Source organism: Enterocloster lavalensis (genome assembly GCF_046603895.1).
GTDB classification, from domain to species: domain Bacteria; phylum Bacillota; class Clostridia; order Lachnospirales; family Lachnospiraceae; genus Enterocloster; species Enterocloster lavalensis.
On record NZ_CP176637.1, the window covers coordinates 2,697,083 to 2,711,653 of the forward strand.

Below are 14,571 nucleotides of genomic sequence, written 5' to 3' on the forward strand. Positions count from 1 at the left end.
GACGGTGGCCGTCCTATTTCCGTAGCCTTGAGATACACTTTTTCACCTTGTCTTTTATGGCCTGCACACTCCCGGCCGCGCACCGTCTGGCTGCGCCGGCACAGCCGGCCGCCGCCCGCCGGATGCGCTGCCGCAGCGGGGGAAGCTCCTTTAATGGAATATACTGAAACTCCTTTAGCGGAAGCTGGGGCGTGTCAAAGCTGTTAAAGTATTTCACGTACCTGGGAATATAGGTAAATTTAATACCGCCAAAGAATGCGAAAATCAAAGGATCGAATTTCATGTCATCCACCAGCTTTGTCTCTCCGGTTGAGTTTTTATCCGCATGGGAAATGGTTATGGTCTTGGTAATCCTCCTGGCAATGGAAAAGCAATTCATCACATTCAGGATCAGATACATATGGTCCGTCAGGTCGCGCAGCTTCTTGTCCACGTCAAAGCTCTGGGAGAACAGAAACACGATATGACGGTAATGGCGCTGAAGCTTGAAGTAATCCCGGACTTCTTTTTTGAACGACTTGAAGTCGCGGTTATCCCAGATCATACCGACCTCGTCCACCAGCAGCACGGAATTTTCCGGGAAATGGTAAAAGCCGACATCAGCAGCATCAAAATAGTAGGTACCTGGAATGTAGCTGTTGCAGTAAACGGTAAATCCACGTTTCCCATACTTTAAGGCCAGCTTACACATCAGCATACTTTTACCGCTGCCCTTTTTGCCAAAGACCATATAGAGCTTGTAGGGGTTCCGGTATCGGATGAAATGGTACAGGAAAAATGCAACCAGCAGAAATATAACCGTATAAACCTTTAAATAGAACCCAAGCATGTCATAATCCTCCTTAAAACGCTCCAAACCGCCATAACCAGGATCACCACATAAATCAGCACATAAATATCATTGTCAAGTGTCATGGCGTACAGAGGCGCGAAAAACAGGTCAAAAAACGCTCTCAAAAAGTCATACATACCGTTTCCTCCTAATTTTTTGTAGAACAAAGTGCCTTCGGCACTCTCAACTCCCCTGCCCCTCACTCATGAGGGGTTAATAGCGTAACATTACTTTCGGGTAATTAGTTGATGGAAAATTATGTAAACTAATAAAAACAAAAAAAGAAAGCACCGCTTTGTGGTATGATTGGATTTGCGAAAAACGATCACAACAAAGGACGGTGCTTTCTATGTATAATAGTATACTACATTTTATCGAAAATGACATCAAGGAAATTGAAAATCTCGTAGCGGCCATGCTGAAAGGTAATAAAGAGCCTCATGACCTGTCACAGGATATCCATGACCGGATGCTGGGGCTCGGGGCCAGGCTGATTGCAGAACTGTATGAAAAAATAGATGATGAGATTAGAGAAAGTCTGATACGAAAGAAAAAATGGAACATTGAACAGCGCAATGAATCGAAGGAACTGTTGGATATCCTGGGACCGATCCGGTTCCGCAGGACTGGCTACAGGGATAAGAAAACCGGGAAATTCGTCTACCTCCTGGATGAAATCCTTGGAATTGAAGGACATCAGAGGATCACGCTTGGGGCAGCCGCATGCATTCTGGAAGAGGCGGTACAGACCAGTTACGCTAAGGGAGGCCAGACCATCCCCCTTATGGGACAGGTCAGTAAACAGACTGTAAAACGTCTGGTTCATGACACAGAGGCCCAGCTCCCTGTCGCACCACCGGCAGAAAAGAAGCGGTTGGAATACCTGCATATCGTAGCGGACGAGGACCATGTGGCGGCCCAGTTCTGGAACCAAAAGGGGGACCTGGGGAAGGACAGCCGCGGGAATAAGATCAACACCATCATGCCGAAACTCATCTGCCTGTATGAGGATGTGGTAGATGAGGCGGGGGAAACCTCAAAGAGCCCAAGACACAAACTAACCGGGAAACACTACTTCTGCGGTATCTACAAGGGACAGGAAGCAAACAAAAGGTTATGGGAGGAGGTAAGGGACTATATAGACACCTATTATGATACTGAATATTTGAAATGCGTTTACATAGCAGGAGACGGTGCTGGCTGGATTCGCGCGGGCTGTGAAGTGCTGGGGAAGGGGAGGTTTGTGCTGGACAAGTTCCATATGATGAAATATGTGAATATCTCCGTATCCCATCTGCTGGACAGCGCGCAAGAAGTAAAGAGTGAGATTTGGGAATGCTTGAACGGCCGCTACAAGAAACGGCTGCAGAAGGTCTATGCTGAAATACTGAAGATAACAGAGGAAGGCGGGAAGTATCGGGATGTAGAGGGTGCCCTTGGCTATTTTCTGAACCAATGGGATGGGATTCAGATCCGGACGGAAGAGGCAGGGGCCAACTGGAAATGCTGTGCGGAAGGCCAGGTGAGTCATGTGCTAAGCGCGAGGATGAGCAGTCGTCCGATGGGCTGGAGCGAGCAGGGGTGTGGCCGGATGTCAAGGCTACGGGCATATACGAAAAATGGTGGTAAAATCATAGATCTTCTGGCATATCAGAAAGAACGCCGGAGAGAGAAGCCGCTGTCGGAGGAAGAAATAGAGATGAAAAAGGAGGTGTGTAAAAAGCAGGCCGGATGGAGATATCAGGAGCGTCTCCGGGGGCGTCTCCCCGGACTTGAGCAGCATAGTATGAAATGGATGCGCGTATGGATTAACCAGGAACTGGGCGCCTAGAATGCGGCTTTTTTCTGCTTGACTACAATCGTACAGGGAAGCAAACACACAAGTCAAGGGCAGAAAGCTGAAAGGAACCCTTGAGTTGTGTGTTTGCTGAACGTAAAATCAAAAAGCAGAAAAGAGGCGGTAGAAAAAATGGGCAAGATATGATAACCTAGAAAGAACAAATCTAAGTTCTGCCATATGGGTGAATTCTATCCTTTTGTTTCCGAAAGTAAAGTGACGCTATCTGAGGGGTTTTAGGGGATTTCCTTTTTTGCTGCTTTATTGTAAAATGTTCTTATGCATAAGAACATCCTCCAAACTATTTTTTCTGACCACTTTGAATATATCCAATATGTTATTCGACCTGATAAAAATGTTTTGGATAACATCAACCGGATGATCCTCTGCCATGATCCTTCTTATGGCGGAGCTTTCTTTGGCTGTCCTCATTGTGGTAACCTTAAATTTGTTCCCTTTTCCTGTAAAAGCCGGTTCTGTCCCTCATGCGGCAACGTCTATAACCAGAAACGTGCTTTTCGTATGTCTTGTAAACTCGTTTCCTGTATCCACAGACACTGTGTCTTTACCATTCCTGAGGAACTGCGCATCTTCTTTCTTAAGGACCACTCACTCCTTAACTGCCTGTTCCATTCTGTCAGGGATGTCGTCCTACGCATGTTCTTCAAGATGAATAGGTCCGAACTCTTTACTCCTGGTTTTATCTGCGTCCTTCATACCTTCGGTAGAGATTTAAAGTGGAATCCTCACATCCATGCCCTGATTTCGGAAGGCGGTGCTGGCAACATTACTCCCTGGCGACCCAATCCCCATTTTGATTATGATTTCCTGCGCCTGGCTTTTCGGAAAGTCCTTTTGGATCAGCTCTCTCTTAAACTGGGACCGCCTTTTAAGAAGCTTAAAAATCAAATCTACAAAGACCATCCCGAAGGCTTTTATGTGAGAGCCAAACCTAATTTGTGTTCTCCTGATATCACCATTAAATACATCAGCAGATACCTTGGACGGCCTGTCATTGCCACTTCCAGGATGGATGCCTATGACGGGGATTCTGTGACGTTCCATTATCAGCGACATGAGGACCATAAAACGATCACAGAATGCATCCCCGCCATTGACTTTATCAAACGCCTGATCCTGCATATCCCTGACAAGCATTTTAAAATGGTCCGCTACTACGGCATTTATGCAAAGCACCACAAACAGGAAAAAAATCTCCGGAAATGTTTATCCAAGCAGAAGCAGCATTATCTTTCTAAGCTCCTAGATTGGCGGAATTTGATTCTTCTGACCTTTGGCTATGATCCGCTCAGATGCCCGGAGTGTGGCACTTCTATGTTGGTTTTAGAAGTTTACCACAAAAAAACTGCACTATTTGAACGCTATCGAAAGGTTATGGGATATGGATAGTTCCATATGCCCTATTCTTTCTCTACCGTCAGATAGTGCAGCCTAAACCAAAAACAAAAAATACATAGACAACGTCATGGCGAAGTCACACCTTCGCTCTTTTGCTATGCCTTTTTTATTTCCAATTTATTATACACCATCTTCGCTGATTTGAGAAGTTTCCTATAAAGTAAGAAAAGGCAGGCCGCGCCTGCCCTGTCTTTGTATCTCACTTTCTTCCCGCTGCAGCTGCGATCCGCTCCGGCCGGGGAAATTAGCGAGATACAATTACACGCTGCGATAAATCCGCATCACAAACGCGATGATCGCGCCGATGAAAAACAGGCTCATGGAGATCATCAGGATCGGCTTGTTAAGCATCCAGGCTAACAACTTCGCCCCTTCATCCAGAACCCATTTAAACAACTGGGAGAAGATCCCCAGCATGTCCGTAATGCTTCCGCTGTCAACAACACCTTCACCGGATGCATACGCCGGAAATGCGCCGGCAAAGGACACCAAACCAACCATCCCGGGAACTGCACGGTATTTCACCAGTGCGTTTTTAAGTTTCATCATACGCTTCTACCTCCTCTAATATAAACTTCTGAAAATATTAACCAGCTTCCGCGCAATCGGAAGCAGGATAACCGCGATCCCTACCCAGGCATAATCATGCAGCAGGGCGTTCACCACCAGCAGCAGCCAGTTATACAGACCCTCATTTAAAACCAGTCTCAAATCATCGTACATGTCACCACCTCAATATCAGCAGCTTTAAAAACTCCGCGAAAAATGATATCAGAAACAGGAGAATCCAAGCGCCTAAAAAGTATTCCAACGGCTGGAACTGAGAGGGCACAGTCCCTAATAACGCTTGAAGCGATTCAACCAGCAAAGCAGCACACCTCCTCCCACCAGGAAAATGATGATATATGTTAAGGTATCCCCAACCAGAAAGGCAAAATAGGACTTCTTTACCACGATCTGGACGTACCGGTCATCATAGGTAAGACGGCCGGAGCTGCTCCAGTAATACTCGCGGAAATAGTTGGGGCTGCCGTAGTTGTGATTAACTGAAAAGTTATTTCCAAGACACGGGGCCAGGTAAACCAGCTTCCCCTCTGTTTTATATGGATCAAAGCCGCCCTCCAGCACAAGGCCCTGAATCGAACTGGTTCCCATATTCCAAAGGCGCTTTTGGGCGTCTACATACAATTGATCCAGATAGGACGGAGAAAACAATAAAGTATAATCAATACCAGAAACAGATACATCGAATCGAACAACATTGACGAAATGATCCTCACCCGGCGCCGCAAGGAGTAAGGGAGCATTAAAAGAATACACTTCACCAAGTATCGGATCATTCGGATCGGTTTCCTGATCTTCCATATCAGCTTCCGAGGCAGTCGCATGTTGAGGGCCTCCCACAATCGAATTCATCCATTCAAAGAACAGATCCTTAAACTCCATGTCCGTCATTTCCTCGATCTCTTCCAGATCGGTCTCCGTCAGGGCCTCGGAGGGGCTTGCCTCGGAAGGGGTAGCGGCTGCATGGACCTCCAGGGAAAAACAAAAGGAAATGGCAAGGGACAGAAGGAACATCTTATGTACTCTCACTTGATTTTAGGCCCCCTAAACTTTACCAGAATCGACGCCAGGACAATGGAAAGCATACAGACGGACACAATCACCACTTCATAGGAAATACCGTCCAAGGCAGTGTTTTTAAACAGCTTGACCACCATCAGGAAACAGTCTAAAACAAATTGTAAAAATTCTGATATCATGTTATCCTCCCTTGTTGAGCAGTTGAATCAGTACCGATACCGCTATGGTCACCAACAGAAACGTCACACAGAATGACGGCAGGTTCGGAATAAGTGCGAACAAAAAACCGATTCCGCCGAAAATAATGCGGATCAGATGCAGGATCATTTCCACCGTTGAAACGATGAAATTGACTATGGTCGTAAAAACAGATACGATTGCGTCGAAAAACTGGAACATCAGCTTCCCCCCTTAAACCGGTATATACCGACTACCATCAGCGCGATCCCCAGGACAAAGGAAAGGTTGATCACGTCCTGGAAGCTGCCGGAGCTGACAAATAGCGATTGCAGGAAATTTCCAAAGACCTTGAAGGTATCCAGATATTGCGTTACCGGATTATCAAATTTGAAGTCGTTGAGCGGCTGGGATATCTGATCGACAATCTGGCTTTCCTGCTCATCCAGGCCCTGCAGCGTGTCACTCAGGCGGTCATTCTGCTGTTCCATACCAGCGGAGTCATAGCCGTTCGTGATCTTCTCCGTATTCTCGTTATTATTGTTGACGATGGTTGTCGTATTGGCCTCCTCGGCAGCTATGATATCCTCCGTGTTCTGCCGGTCAGCCTCCACCTGCTCCTCAATCGCGCCAGTTATCAAACCAGTGTTTTTATCATCATTGGCAAGCTGCGGAACGTGCATAAGATTGAACATTTGGTCCCAAAGAGCCTCTAATTGATTCGATATTGTACCAACTATTTCTTCCAGCGTATCGGCCATCTTAGAAGTATTTAAAGCAGTATCAGTTGCGGCATTATCAGGCGTATAAGAACCACCTGCACCAGTATACGATGGCGTTTCCGTCGTCTTTTCAAAATAGACCGACACATAGCCGCCATAAGGCAATATAGCAGTAGTACCAGATTTTGGATATACACCAATATCCAACTGCTGTGCACCACCAAGATCAATGACATCTGACACATTCCAATCACCCGATACTTGCGACACATCAATCAAATGCGATGACGACTGCACCGCCGCATTTGTATTAGTCTTTTGAGTCCAAAAATAACCACCACTATATTCAACACCCGTATTGCTTGAAAAACGTACCTTTATACGATATCTTCCAGAAGAAGGTAGCCCAGACTTGGAAATAGATATAAAAAACTGATTCACAAAAGCACAATCAGATGGCAAAGCCAAACTAGCATAATATCGGGAATCAAATGGTTTATGCACATACTTTACGATACCCGACATATCAGAATAACCAACACCCAAAGATAGATAAGAAGCCGGAACTGTAGATTCAAATTCATCCAATTCACCAGCATTCATAAGAATGGGACGTTCAATCACATCAAACATATCCGCCTCCACATATTCCTCCATCGGACACTCACTCACTGCATTACTGGAAGAAGCCACCTCCACCTGCTCCACCCGATTTACCTGAGCCGGTGTCGCCACATCTGCCGCAAAAGAAGGTGCAGCCATTCCAAAAACCATGACCGCAGCTAAAATAAATGCCATCCATCGTTTCCGCAACATACTGCACCTCCCAGGTCATTTCGCTGCGCTCGTCTCGCCCAGCTCCTCAAATGTCACAATCTTTACCTCATCTACAAAATCCAGGTCCATGATCTTCAAAACCGGCTTACCGTCCGAACCCACATTCATTTCAAATCTGGCGTCATAGAGGGCCGGGGCCTTCTTGATCTTCTTCATCAACTCATACGGCAGCGATCCCTTCGCCGGCCGCGTTCCCTTTGATCCATTCGTGTTATCCTCCGCCGCCAGGTTTACGTTAAAGTAATAGTTACAGGTAACACCGTTCTTAATCTCTCCGGTCGTTTCATCTACAATCTGGTACTGAGCCGCGTACAATAATATAATTTGCGTATTCATAAATCCTCCTTCATTTATATGTATCTCAATTTTTCAGCTCGAGCTAAATACCTGCAGGAATTTTGTATTACAACAAATATCATGATCCATTAACTAAAGACCAAAAGTCTAAACCATTCGTCAAATCTGAATAAATGATCGCGACCATAAACCATAACAGACACACTAAACATAAAAAAAATAAATATGTTGACAATGGCACCCCATTAAAAAAACGCTTATGCACGATATAAAGCAAATACACAATAAATGCCGTTATCAACATCGTTATTAAAAAATCCATACATATCTCCTATCCATCCACAACACAGCCGGCAGCCGCTTTGCACGCGGGGTAATCAAGCGGCTGTCAGCGGACCTCCGCCGACAGCCACTCCCCACCATGCTCGGGGCTGCTCCGGCTGTCAAGGGGGTAGTATTTCCGGCTACGGCTGCGCCTGCGCCGGAAATCTCCACCCTCATCCTTGACAGCCCGCTGCTCTTTCGCAGCCCCTTCATTGGAGAGTGCGCGGCCGCGGCGGTTACCGCCGACAGCCAGGATTCGCCAGCCGGGGAACCGCTTCCGCCAGGAGCTTCCACCGGCCGACTGTATCTCAGGCCCGGGCAGCTGCCGGCTGGCCGATTCTCTTTTTGTAGCACATCACTCCTGATCAGGATCACCCGATATACCATCCGGAAAATATTCCCTCACAGATGATTCAATCGCTTTCAGATCACGATAGACCACACGGTAAAACGCAATCTGGTTATACATTCGGGTCAGCTCAGCCTTGCGAATCGCTATGCTGCCATCCAACGCTTCAATGCGACGCTTCCGATCCGCTTCTGCACACATGGCGTCCAGGATGATATTTTCAAATTTCTGGTTGAATCCCTCCCCACGATATCCGTCTATATATGTAAAGACCTCTTCAGACAGGCGGATGGACTTGGCTATGCACTTTCCCTTACTCATCACGATACCTCTTTTCTGCCTTTTCTTCGGGCTTTTCGTCCATCAGGCATATCATCAGCATCGCCAACCGTTCTTTGTCCTCGCTTGACATACGCATTTCATCCGCTGCCAGCAAGGCATATCCAATCGCTGCACTATTTGTCATTAGGACACCTCCTCAAGCATGCCGCTCTCTAGCAGATATTTCACCGACACATACACCACATGATCTCGCTCGGGAACCTCGTCCGAAATGTACTCACGGATTCGCAGCAGCGGCGTTCCACATACGCCGGACAAGTAAAACGTATAGCGATAGCTGGATAGCCAATAGCTATGCCCTATCTTCTTGAGCTCAAATGATCTCATCGGCGGCAGCTCCAGGCCGCTGTATTCCTTTGCCAACTGGTAAAATTTCGTTTTGTTTGTCTTAATCACGTATTTCATATAACTCTCCCTTCCTGATCGGCAACCGGTATAATAGCCCATTGCCAACTTCCCAAAACAGTTACTTTCTGTTTTACAGAGGGTTATTTTCATGTTAGAATGGAATCACCACAAAACCAGACTACACCCAAATAACCCTCCAACCATCAAATCACCCAAGGAGGTGAGACAATGGGTCAATTAATCGAAGCTATTTTTACTCTTCTTAAATGGTTTTTTCTGGACATCTTACCCATGACACTAAAAGCCATTTGGAATTTTATTATTAGCTTCTTTTGAGGTAGTCTCTTTGTCTACCTCTAGTTATATTGTACTACAAATTTGTAAATTTATCAACTCATTTATTCCAAATATGTAAATTTATTAGGAGACACTATGTCAATCAATGAACGCTTTTTCAAAACATTAGAAGAAAAGGGAATAAAAGCCTCAGAAATAGCAAAAGCCCTCAATGTAAACAACTCTATTATAAGTGCATGGAAAACAAGAGGAACTAATCCCCCGATAGAATACACAGTACAAATTTGTAAACTTTTAGGAATTTCTATAGAATATTATATAACAGGAAAAGATTCAAACGAATTATCTGATGAAGAACAAGAACTATTAAATTTTTACCGCCAACTTCCAGAAAAAGAGCAGCTGCGCGAACTCGGCCGTTTGGAAGCCAAGGCGGAAATGTTCAAGGGGAAATTATCAGAATCGAAGATTGGATGAAAAAATAGTGTAGACGATCCTACACATAAAAGGTATAATAAAATTGCTGTCTACCCTACACCGTACAGCGGAAAGGGGGGACATTATGAACATTTTATTGAATCTCTTAGTTTCGGTTACGGCAAGTGTAATTGGTTATTACATATGCAAATGGCTAGACCGAAACCATTAAAGACAGCTAGCCTACAAAAAGGAAGCCCCAAGGAATCGCACTCCTTGGGGCTTCTGACATCATGAACTATTGAATCTCTTGGTTATTATTATATTACATCGCCCCCTCAAAAATGTCAATAGGCAAAGAGACTCTTAATCTATTTGTCCAGGGTTCGAGTCCCTGAAGGCGCACTTAAAAGGTCTGATTTTGCGGATATTGGAAGCCGCGGGGTCGGACTTTTTTTTGTTGCCCACCCCCGGCATCCTGCAAGCCACACGCAAGCTGACGGATGTCCCGGAGTCTCAGACCGACGAATCATCAATATCGCAGACCGGCTAAAAAATAGTGTAGACGAGCCTACACTTCAAAGGTATAATTTATATGCTGTCCACCCTATACCGACAACGGGAAGGGGGTGCAACATGAATTACATATTAAGTTTCTTGATTTCGGTCATGGCAAGTATAGCTGGTTACTATATCTGCAAATGGTTAGACCGAAATAACAAAGACAGCTAGCCAAAATGAAACCCCAGAGAATTGCGCTCTCTGGGGTTTCGCTTTGCAACATGAAATATTAAGTTTCTTGGTTATCTTCATATTACCCCGATCCCAAAAAAATGTCAAGATACAAACTAACTCTTAATCTATTTGCCCAGGGTTCCAGTCCCTGAAGGCGCACTTAAAAGAAAAGGTCTGATTTTGCGGATATTGGAAACCGCAGGGTCGGACTTTTTTTGGGTTTGCGGGTTTGATTTTTCCAGTTCCCAAAGAACCACCCCCACAACCTCACTCCCCTCTCCTCCCGCTTCCTTCACGCTACAGTTTTGTTAATTTTTCGTTAAAATCCTTACGCCCATCTAGTGCTATTTGCACAATTTTCCGATCTGTTTTTATCATTTCTTCATAACCAGCCGAACTTTTTTCAATATTTTGCATAGTTTTTTTAGTATATTGTATAATTTTTCCATCATATTACTTCATTTTTCGACCACAACCTGGCATTTGGTTACAAACGAGGAAACTGTTGACAATCGGAAAATTTAGAAGTAACATGTGGTTTACATTCAATTTCATCTCAGAAAGGGAGTGAGCACTACGGGAGATCTCGCGGAGAATCTACTGGAAGAGTTGAACTGCAAAACGGCGTTTACCATCCCCGTTTTCGGCGGCCTTCCCATATCCGAGTCAGTGGTGGTGACCTGGCTCATCATGGCAATCCTCACCATCCTGTCCATTTGTCTCGTCCGTAACCTGAAGGTAACCGACGTGGGCCGTAAACAGCTTGTGCTGGAAATGGGCATCGGATTCCTTTATCAGTTCTTCGATGGGATACTCGGAAAACGCGGCAGACGATATGTCCCCTATCTGATTACGGTCGCCCTCTATGTGGGCGTCGCCAATCTCATCGGGCTGTTCGGTTTCAAACCGCCCACAAAGGATCTCAATGTAACAGTCGCACTATCACTTATGAGCATTCTTTTAATCGAGTATTCCGGTTTTCACGAAAAAGGCCTGAAGAAATGGCTGAAAAGTTTTGCTGAACCAATCCCCATCATCGCACCGATCAACATACTGGAAATTTTCATCCGGCCGCTTTCCCTGTGTATGCGGTTGTTTGGCAACGTCCTGGGTTCCTTCGTCGTTATGGAATTGATCAAGCAGGTATGCGCACTGATCGTGCCCATCCCCTTCAGCTTTTACTTCGACATTTTTGACGGGCTGATACAGGCATATGTATTTGTGTTTCTGACCGCCTTGTTCATCAAGGAAGCACTGGAAGATTAAAAAATTCTAAATCATTCAAAAAGGAGAGTCTTACTATGTCAACATTAATCGCAATCGGAGCAGGTATCGCAGTTCTCACAGGAATCGGAGCAGGAGTCGGAATCGGAATCGCCACCTCCAAGGCAGTGGACGCCATCGCCAGACAGCCGGAGGCCGAGGGCAAGATCAGCAAGGCGCTGTTACTTGGCTGCGCATTGGCCGAGGCGACCGCCATCTACGGTTTCGTCATCGCCCTTCTGATCATTATGCTGTTAAAATAATTTCAGGAAAGGCAGGCGAAACGAATGCTGCGATTAGATTGGAATATGGTGATCACAATCGTTAACCTGATTGTGCTCTGTCTGTTATTGAAGAAATTTTTGATCGGGCCGGTCACCGCCATTATGGAACAGCGGGCCGCTCTGATTGAGCAGCAGCTCGCCGATGCCAAAAACGACAAGCAGGCGGCCGGGGATTTAAAAGCCAGCTATGAAGAAAAGCTGAAAACCTCCGACGCCGAGTCCGTCCGGATCGTGGAGGAGTCCAGGGCCAGCGCCCGGGCGGAATACGACCGGATCGTGGCCGAGGCGGACCGCAAGGCGGCCAGAATCCTGGAAGATGCGAAAAAGGCCGCCGAGCAGGAGCGGGAAAAGACCCTGGAGGAAGCCCGCACGCAGATCGCTGGCCTTGTGATGGCCGCCGCCGCAAAGGTCTTAAGCGAGAGCAGCGAGGCCGGTCAGAGCTTGCAGCTCTACGACCAATATCTGGCGAAAGCAGGTGTGACGGATGAATCAAACCGCAATTAATTACGCCACCGCGCTCTATGAGCTTTCCATCCCCGGCGAGGCGGTGGATGAGACGGCCGGTCTGTTCGCCCAGGCGCCGCAGTTACAGCAGGTGCTGTCCAGTCCGGTAACTTCCTTAAAGGAAAAGCACGCCGCCATCGTCCGGATCTTCCCCCCGGCCATGCAGAACTTTCTAAAGGAGCTCTGCGACAATCAGGATGTAGACCGGATCGGAGAGATTCTGGAAGCGTACCGCGGCCTCTGCCTTGAGAAAGAAGGCATACTTCAGGCCGAGCTTCGCTGCGCGGCCAGGCCGTCCGGCGAACAGCTGGAACAGATGACCGGCCGGCTTTGCCGCAAATACCATAAGTCCGACGTCCGCTGGACGATCCGGCATGACCCCTCCCTGATCGGCGGTTTTGTGATCCGGGTAGGCGATGTGGAAAGCGACTGGAGCCTGAAAGGGCGCCTGAAACAATTACAGCAAAAATTGATGTGGAGGTGAACTGCGTGGGTTCCATCAGCTCAAGTGAAATCATCTCAATTCTGAAAGAAGAGATTGAGAATTATGATCTGGATACCGGCGACCAGGAGGTCGGGCAGGTAATCTGGGTCGGTGACGGCATCGCCACCATATATGGAATGGATCAAGCCATGTACGGCGAGATCGTACTGTTTGAAAACGGAATCAAGGGCATGGTTCAGGACGTGCGCAAAAATGAAATCGGCTGCATCCTGTTCGGCTCCGATACCGGAATCCGGGAGGGCACCAAGGTCACCCGGACCAAAAAGAAAGCGGGCATCCCCGTGGGAGAGGCCTTCGTCGGCCGCGTCATCGATCCATTAGGCGCTCCCATCGACGGCAAAGGCCCCATCGCTTCCGAGGACTACCGGCCCATCGAGCACGAGGCCCCCGGAATCATTGACCGTAAGTCCGTCAGCGTTCCCCTGGAGACCGGAATTCTTTCCATCGACTCCATGTTCCCCATCGGCCGCGGACAGCGCGAGCTGATCATCGGGGACCGTCAGACCGGAAAGACCTCCATCGCCGTGGACACCATTTTGAATCAGAAGGGCAAGGACGTGATCTGTATCTACGTTGCCATCGGCCAGAAGGCCTCCACCGTAGCCGGAATCGTCTCCACCCTTCAGAAATACGACGCCATGGACTACTCCATCGTGCTGTCGTCCACCGCCAGCCAACCGGCGCCCCTGCAGTACATCGCGCCCTACTCCGGCACCGCCCTGGCGGAATACTTCATGTACAAGGGCAAGGACGTGCTGATCGTCTACGACGACCTGTCCAAACACGCGGTGGCCTACCGGGCCCTGTCCCTGCTGCTGGAACGCTCCCCGGGCCGCGAGGCTTATCCGGGCGACGTGTTCTACCTGCACTCCAGGCTTCTGGAGCGCTCCAGCCGTTTAAGCGACGAGCTGGGCGGCGGGTCCATTACCGCCCTGCCCATCATTGAGACACAGGCGGGCGACGTGTCCGCTTACATTCCGACCAACGTCATTTCCATCACCGACGGCCAGATCTTTCTGGAGAGCGACTTATTCTTCGCCGGAATGCGCCCCGCCGTGAACGTGGGCCTCTCCGTATCCCGTGTGGGCGGCGCAGCCCAGACCAAAGCCATGAAAAAGGCCTCCGGCAGCATCCGAATCGATCTGGCCCAGTTCCGCGAGATGCAGGTGTTCACCCAGTTCAGCTCGGATCTGGACGCCACCACCAAGGAACAGCTGACCTACGGCGACGGCCTGATGGAGCTGTTAAAGCAGCCCCTGTACCACCCCATGAGCCTTCACGCCAAGGTCATTACCCTGTGCGCGGCCACCCACAAGGAATTTCTGGACCTCGATAAGAGCAAGATCAAGGACTTCCAGAACGGCCTTCTGGAATACTTCGACCGCGTCCACCCTGAGATCGGACAGGAAATCGAAGCCAAAAAAACGCTGACCGACGAGCTGATCCAGAAGATTCTGGATGTAACCGCAGAGTATAAAAGCAAAAAGTAGGTGAGAAT

At 47.8% G+C, this 14,571-nt stretch carries 20 protein-coding genes and 1 pseudogene; 9 read left to right on the forward strand and 12 right to left on the reverse strand.

All coding sequences use genetic code 11. From position 1 onward, the window contains the following. Positions 1 to 13 precede the first annotated feature (13 nt). Together ACK2JC_RS11960 and ACK2JC_RS11965 are read right to left on the reverse strand one after the other, a co-directional pair. Entirely contained in the window at positions 14 to 829 is an 816-nt protein-coding gene (locus ACK2JC_RS11960; protein WP_368272584.1) for a zonular occludens toxin domain-containing protein, read from the reverse strand. Continuing rightward, on the reverse strand, positions 811 to 969 hold the full coding sequence (locus ACK2JC_RS11965) for a hypothetical protein (RefSeq protein ID WP_368272582.1): 159 nt from the start codon (positions 967 to 969) through the stop codon (positions 811 to 813). The genes ACK2JC_RS11960 and ACK2JC_RS11965 overlap by 19 nt, the downstream gene beginning before the upstream one ends. A gap of 212 nt (positions 970 to 1,181) precedes the next feature. On the opposite strand from ACK2JC_RS11965, the gene ACK2JC_RS11970 reads away from it, so the two are divergent. The 3 genes and pseudogenes from ACK2JC_RS11970 to ACK2JC_RS11980 all read left to right on the forward strand — a co-directional run bounded on the left by ACK2JC_RS11970 (position 1,182) and on the right by ACK2JC_RS11980 (position 4,079). Continuing rightward, positions 1,182 to 2,663, forward strand: a complete 1,482-nt coding sequence (locus tag ACK2JC_RS11970; RefSeq protein ID WP_411337599.1) for an ISLre2 family transposase — start codon at positions 1,182 to 1,184, stop codon at positions 2,661 to 2,663. 285 nt (positions 2,664 to 2,948) lie between these two features. After that, positions 2,949 to 3,182 (forward strand): annotated as a pseudogene (locus ACK2JC_RS11975) (transposase zinc-binding domain-containing protein); the annotation flags it as partial. 144 nt (positions 3,183 to 3,326) lie between these two features. Continuing rightward, positions 3,327 to 4,079, forward strand: a complete 753-nt coding sequence (locus tag ACK2JC_RS11980) for a transposase (protein WP_411338514.1) — start codon at positions 3,327 to 3,329, stop codon at positions 4,077 to 4,079. Between the two features lie 267 nt (positions 4,080 to 4,346). Here the strand turns inward: ACK2JC_RS11980 and ACK2JC_RS11985 are convergent, their stop codons facing one another. The 10 genes from ACK2JC_RS11985 to ACK2JC_RS12030 form a co-directional block, all read right to left on the reverse strand. Beyond that, complete coding sequence (locus ACK2JC_RS11985) at positions 4,347 to 4,637, reverse strand: hypothetical protein (RefSeq protein WP_368272302.1); 291 nt, start codon at positions 4,635 to 4,637, stop codon at positions 4,347 to 4,349. A gap of 15 nt (positions 4,638 to 4,652) precedes the next feature. Further along, positions 4,653 to 4,811: a hypothetical protein gene (locus ACK2JC_RS11990; RefSeq protein WP_368272301.1), complete on the reverse strand. Its 159-nt coding sequence runs from the start codon at positions 4,809 to 4,811 to the stop codon at positions 4,653 to 4,655. 114 nt (positions 4,812 to 4,925) lie between these two features. Beyond that, positions 4,926 to 5,681, reverse strand: coding sequence for a hypothetical protein (locus ACK2JC_RS11995; RefSeq protein WP_368272300.1), 756 nt, complete (start codon positions 5,679 to 5,681; stop codon positions 4,926 to 4,928). Further along, positions 5,678 to 5,851 carry a hypothetical protein gene (locus ACK2JC_RS12000; RefSeq protein WP_368272299.1) on the reverse strand — a complete coding sequence of 58 codons (174 nt, stop codon included), beginning with the start codon at positions 5,849 to 5,851 and terminating at the stop codon, positions 5,678 to 5,680. Before ACK2JC_RS12000 ends, ACK2JC_RS11995 begins: the two co-directional genes overlap by 4 nt. A gap of 1 nt (position 5,852) precedes the next feature. Then, positions 5,853 to 6,071: a hypothetical protein gene (locus ACK2JC_RS12005; RefSeq protein WP_368272298.1), complete on the reverse strand. Its 219-nt coding sequence runs from the start codon at positions 6,069 to 6,071 to the stop codon at positions 5,853 to 5,855. Beyond that, a complete protein-coding gene (locus ACK2JC_RS12010; RefSeq protein ID WP_368272297.1) occupies positions 6,071 to 7,387 on the reverse strand; it encodes a hypothetical protein in 1,317 nt (438 codons plus the stop codon). Before ACK2JC_RS12010 ends, ACK2JC_RS12005 begins: the two co-directional genes overlap by 1 nt. Positions 7,388 to 7,402: 15 nt before the next feature. After that, positions 7,403 to 7,744 carry a hypothetical protein gene (locus ACK2JC_RS12015; RefSeq protein ID WP_368272296.1) on the reverse strand — a complete coding sequence of 114 codons (342 nt, stop codon included), beginning with the start codon at positions 7,742 to 7,744 and terminating at the stop codon, positions 7,403 to 7,405. Positions 7,745 to 8,384: 640 nt separating this feature from the next. Next, entirely contained in the window at positions 8,385 to 8,699 is a 315-nt protein-coding gene (locus ACK2JC_RS12020; RefSeq protein WP_368272295.1) for a hypothetical protein, read from the reverse strand. Then, complete coding sequence (locus tag ACK2JC_RS12025) at positions 8,692 to 8,844, reverse strand: hypothetical protein (protein ID WP_368272294.1); 153 nt, start codon at positions 8,842 to 8,844, stop codon at positions 8,692 to 8,694. Before ACK2JC_RS12025 ends, ACK2JC_RS12020 begins: the two co-directional genes overlap by 8 nt. After that, positions 8,844 to 9,125: a hypothetical protein gene (locus ACK2JC_RS12030; protein WP_368272293.1), complete on the reverse strand. Its 282-nt coding sequence runs from the start codon at positions 9,123 to 9,125 to the stop codon at positions 8,844 to 8,846. The genes ACK2JC_RS12025 and ACK2JC_RS12030 overlap by 1 nt, the downstream gene beginning before the upstream one ends. A gap of 375 nt (positions 9,126 to 9,500) precedes the next feature. On the opposite strand from ACK2JC_RS12030, the gene ACK2JC_RS12035 reads away from it, so the two are divergent. The 6 genes from ACK2JC_RS12035 (at position 9,501) to atpA (ending at position 14,563) form a co-directional block, all read left to right on the forward strand. After that, positions 9,501 to 9,842, forward strand: coding sequence for a helix-turn-helix domain-containing protein (locus ACK2JC_RS12035; RefSeq protein WP_368272292.1), 342 nt, complete (start codon positions 9,501 to 9,503; stop codon positions 9,840 to 9,842). A gap of 1,242 nt (positions 9,843 to 11,084) precedes the next feature. Next, entirely contained in the window at positions 11,085 to 11,783 is a 699-nt protein-coding gene (locus tag ACK2JC_RS12040) for a F0F1 ATP synthase subunit A (RefSeq protein ID WP_024737530.1), read from the forward strand. A 35-nt stretch (positions 11,784 to 11,818) separates the two neighbouring features. Beyond that, a complete protein-coding gene (gene atpE / locus ACK2JC_RS12045) occupies positions 11,819 to 12,043 on the forward strand; it encodes an ATP synthase F0 subunit C (protein WP_007719759.1) in 225 nt (74 codons plus the stop codon). Between the two features lie 24 nt (positions 12,044 to 12,067). Further along, positions 12,068 to 12,568 (forward strand): F0F1 ATP synthase subunit B, encoded by a 501-nt coding sequence (atpF, locus tag ACK2JC_RS12050; protein ID WP_118757418.1) that lies wholly within the window; start codon positions 12,068 to 12,070, stop codon positions 12,566 to 12,568. Then, positions 12,549 to 13,052 carry an ATP synthase F1 subunit delta gene (atpH, locus tag ACK2JC_RS12055; protein WP_118757419.1) on the forward strand — a complete coding sequence of 168 codons (504 nt, stop codon included), beginning with the start codon at positions 12,549 to 12,551 and terminating at the stop codon, positions 13,050 to 13,052. Before atpF ends, atpH begins: the two co-directional genes overlap by 20 nt. Positions 13,053 to 13,057: 5 nt before the next feature. Further along, positions 13,058 to 14,563, forward strand: coding sequence for a F0F1 ATP synthase subunit alpha (atpA, locus tag ACK2JC_RS12060; protein WP_092371175.1), 1,506 nt, complete (start codon positions 13,058 to 13,060; stop codon positions 14,561 to 14,563). Positions 14,564 to 14,571 lie beyond the last annotated feature (8 nt).

Excerpts from the sequence above, each read along its gene's own strand:
- ACK2JC_RS11960 (WP_368272584.1), bottom strand. The coding sequence starts at position 829 with ATGCTTGGGTTCTATTTAAAGGTTTATACGGTTATATTTCTGCTGGTT.
- ACK2JC_RS11965 (WP_368272582.1), bottom strand. The coding sequence starts at position 969 with ATGTATGACTTTTTGAGAGCGTTTTTTGACCTGTTTTTCGCGCCTCTG.
- ACK2JC_RS11970 (WP_411337599.1), top strand. The coding sequence starts at position 1,182 with ATGTATAATAGTATACTACATTTTATCGAAAATGACATCAAGGAAATT.
- ACK2JC_RS11980 (WP_411338514.1), top strand. The coding sequence starts at position 3,327 with ATGTTCTTCAAGATGAATAGGTCCGAACTCTTTACTCCTGGTTTTATC.
- ACK2JC_RS11985 (WP_368272302.1), bottom strand. The coding sequence starts at position 4,637 with ATGATGAAACTTAAAAACGCACTGGTGAAATACCGTGCAGTTCCCGGG.
- ACK2JC_RS11990 (WP_368272301.1), bottom strand. The coding sequence starts at position 4,811 with ATGTACGATGATTTGAGACTGGTTTTAAATGAGGGTCTGTATAACTGG.
- ACK2JC_RS12000 (WP_368272299.1), bottom strand. The coding sequence starts at position 5,851 with ATGATATCAGAATTTTTACAATTTGTTTTAGACTGTTTCCTGATGGTG.
- ACK2JC_RS12005 (WP_368272298.1), bottom strand. The coding sequence starts at position 6,071 with ATGTTCCAGTTTTTCGACGCAATCGTATCTGTTTTTACGACCATAGTC.
- ACK2JC_RS12010 (WP_368272297.1), bottom strand. The coding sequence starts at position 7,387 with ATGTTGCGGAAACGATGGATGGCATTTATTTTAGCTGCGGTCATGGTT.
- ACK2JC_RS12015 (WP_368272296.1), bottom strand. The coding sequence starts at position 7,744 with ATGAATACGCAAATTATATTATTGTACGCGGCTCAGTACCAGATTGTA.
- ACK2JC_RS12020 (WP_368272295.1), bottom strand. The coding sequence starts at position 8,699 with ATGAGTAAGGGAAAGTGCATAGCCAAGTCCATCCGCCTGTCTGAAGAG.
- ACK2JC_RS12025 (WP_368272294.1), bottom strand. The coding sequence starts at position 8,844 with ATGACAAATAGTGCAGCGATTGGATATGCCTTGCTGGCAGCGGATGAA.
- ACK2JC_RS12030 (WP_368272293.1), bottom strand. The coding sequence starts at position 9,125 with ATGAAATACGTGATTAAGACAAACAAAACGAAATTTTACCAGTTGGCA.
- ACK2JC_RS12035 (WP_368272292.1), top strand. The coding sequence starts at position 9,501 with ATGTCAATCAATGAACGCTTTTTCAAAACATTAGAAGAAAAGGGAATA.
- atpE (WP_007719759.1), top strand. The coding sequence starts at position 11,819 with ATGTCAACATTAATCGCAATCGGAGCAGGTATCGCAGTTCTCACAGGA.
- atpF (WP_118757418.1), top strand. The coding sequence starts at position 12,068 with ATGCTGCGATTAGATTGGAATATGGTGATCACAATCGTTAACCTGATT.
- atpH (WP_118757419.1), top strand. The coding sequence starts at position 12,549 with ATGAATCAAACCGCAATTAATTACGCCACCGCGCTCTATGAGCTTTCC.